At 66.0% G+C, this 2,554-nt stretch carries 3 protein-coding genes; 1 reads left to right on the top strand and 2 read right to left on the bottom strand.

The annotated features are described in order from the left end of the window. A partial coding sequence (locus tag EN964_RS31585) for a GNAT family N-acetyltransferase (protein ID WP_127277212.1) occupies positions 1–313 on the bottom strand: 313 nt, incomplete at its 3' end. Between the two features lie 258 nt (positions 314–571). Continuing rightward, positions 572–1,324 carry a pyridoxamine 5'-phosphate oxidase family protein gene (locus EN964_RS31575; protein WP_164748791.1) on the bottom strand — a complete coding sequence of 251 codons (753 nt, stop codon included), beginning with the start codon at positions 1,322–1,324 and terminating at the stop codon, positions 572–574. Between the two features lie 35 nt (positions 1,325–1,359). On the opposite strand from EN964_RS31575, the gene EN964_RS31570 reads away from it, so the two are divergent. Then, positions 1,360–2,554 (top strand): PLP-dependent aminotransferase family protein (locus EN964_RS31570; protein WP_245490706.1); only part of this gene is annotated, 1,195 nt, incomplete at its 3' end.

Raw genomic sequence — 2,554 nt, 5'->3', positions numbered from 1 at the left:
CGATCATCTGCCTGCCGATGCCGTCCGAGCGCCTGTGGCCGGCAACCCGAACCGCCTCGATCTGGCCGCGCCAGGCGCCTTTGCGCGAGAGCCCGGCAAGGAAAGAAATCTGCAAGGTACCGATCACTTCGGCCCCGTCGACAGTCACCGCCAGCAGCTGATTGGGATCGGCGTCGATGGCGTTGAAAGCATCGACATAGCCTTGGGCCAGCGGCATGGAAGCGTCCTCGCGGCCGGCGCCAAGCGGATCGTCGGCCAGCATGGCGATGATGTCAGGCAGGTCGGAGGCCTGCGCACGGCGGAAGGTGATCATGGTGTCGAGATATCGCGAGGCACTGGTGGCCGCAAGATTTGAATATGCTCTCCACCGGGCGCTGGTGCCGCCCCTCATCTGCCTGCCGGCATCTTCTCCCCGTATAGTGACGGGGAGAAGGACGCTGTGTCAGATGATTTCGCCAAATCGCCAGCGTCGCAGAAAAAGCGCCAACGTGGCGGCCGGCCCCTTTCTCCCCGTCACTATACGGGGAGAAATGTCCGGCAGGACAATGAGGGGCAGCGCTAACTTTGCTGGCTACAGCTCGCCCTCATACGTCAGTTGCGCCTGCGTCAGCGCCCGATCCAGCCTTTCGCCCTCGGCATATCCAGCCAGATTCTGCGGCCGCTCCATGTCAGGCAGCAGCCTCGGACACGGCTCGGCGGCGCCGACCACCATCCGCACCGGGATGACGCCGGCCCACACCGGATGCCCGTAATCCTCCTCGTCGTCGCCGACGCCCTTGGCGCGCACTTTGGCCGATGCCTCCTCGATGCGCATGCCGATCACCGTCGTCGCCTTGGCCTCCTGCACCGAGATCGGCCGCAAGGTCTCGCTCCGGCCGGGATAGAAGCGGTCGACGACTCCGGCCAGCGCCTTCAGTTTCTCATCAGGTTCGTCGATGATCCGCGCTGTACCGAAACACATTGCCGAGCGGTAATTGGCGGAATGGTTGAAGCCCGAGCGCGCCAGCACCAGCCCGTCGAGATGCGACACCGTCAGACACGCCGGCGTGCCGCCGCGCAGATTGCGCAGCATGCGGCTGGCCGACGAGCCGTGCCAGTAGAGCATGTCGTCCTCGCGCCAGTGGATGGTCGGCGTGCAATAGGGCTGGCCGTCGAACGTATAGGCGACATGGCACAGCAGCCCGGCATCCAGCACCGCGAAGACTGCCGCATGGTCGTAGCTGCCGCGCTCGTGCAGGCGCTTGACGCGGTTGCGGCTGGTGGTCGGAAAGCTGGCTGGCGTGTCGTTCACGGCTTGCATCCTTGGTTGTTGTCTGCCAACCATGCGCCATGACATTGGTTGATAAAAGAACCAATCCGATGAAGAAAAAACAGACCAATTTGCCGGATTGGTCGGCGCTGATCCCGGTCCTCCCGGGCGACGGCCCGCGCAGCCGCGAGCTTTATGCGGCGCTCAGGCGGCTGATCGAGACCGGCGCGCTGGCCGCCGGGGCCAAATTGCCGACCACCCGGGATCTCGCACAGCGCTTCGGCCTATCGCGTTCGGCGGCGGTTGCCTGTTTTGAAATGCTGGTCTCGGAAGGCTTCGCCGTCGCCAGGATCGGTGCCGGAACCTTCGTCGCGCCTGACGTGCCGCATCTGCCGACAACACTGGTCAAGCCACGGCCACCCGAGATCGATGCCGCCACCTCGCTGCCTTGCGGCCTTGGCGTGGCGGTGTCCGATCCGCGCACGCTTAATTTGTTTCGCATCCTTCTGTCGCGCCACCTCGCTCGCCCCGGGCCGGAGCATTTCCGCTATGGCGATCCGCGCGGCGGCCTGCCGCTGCGCACGGCAATTGCCACCTATCTCAGGACCGCACGCGGCGTGCGCTGCGATGCCGGCCAGATCGTGCTGACTTCGGGCACGCAGCAGGGGCTGGATCTTCTGGTGCGCGCCGCGCTCAGCCCCGGCGATGCCGTCTGGATCGAAAACCCCTGCTATCCCATGGCGCAGGCCGTGCTGGCCGGCAGCGGCGCCAGGGTTTTTGGGGTACCGGTCGACGCGGAAGGGCTCGATCCCGAGATCGGCGAAAGCCTGTGCTCCAAGGCGCGCGCGGCCTATGTCACGCCCTCGCATCAATATCCGCTCGGCGTGACGATGACGATGCGCCGCCGTCTCGCTTTGCTCGACTGGGCTCGGCGCAACGATGCCTGGATCATCGAGGACGACTACGACAGCGAGTTCCGCTATGCCGGCCCGCCGCTGACCTCGCTGCAGGGCATGGACGGTTCAGACCGTGTCGCCTATCTCGGCACCTTCTCGAAAATCCTCTTCCCCGGCCTGCGCATCGGCTATGTCGTGGTGCCCGAAGCGCTGCTCGATGCCGTGATGGCGGTCAGGGCGCGCTCCGACCGCTTCCCCTCGACGCTGGCCGAAGGCGCGCTGACCGACCTGTTGAACGAAGGCCATTTCGCCGCGCATCTCCGGCGCGTGCGCCGCCGCGTCCAGGCCGCGCGCGACGTCCTGGTCGCCGGCCTCGAGGCGCATTGCGGCGATGCCCTCGAAGTAACCG

It is taken from the genome of Mesorhizobium sp. M7A.F.Ca.CA.001.10.2.1 (assembly GCF_003998575.1).
GTDB lineage: Bacteria > Pseudomonadota > Alphaproteobacteria > Rhizobiales > Rhizobiaceae > Mesorhizobium.
This window is presented reverse-complemented; position numbering and strand designations above follow the sequence as displayed.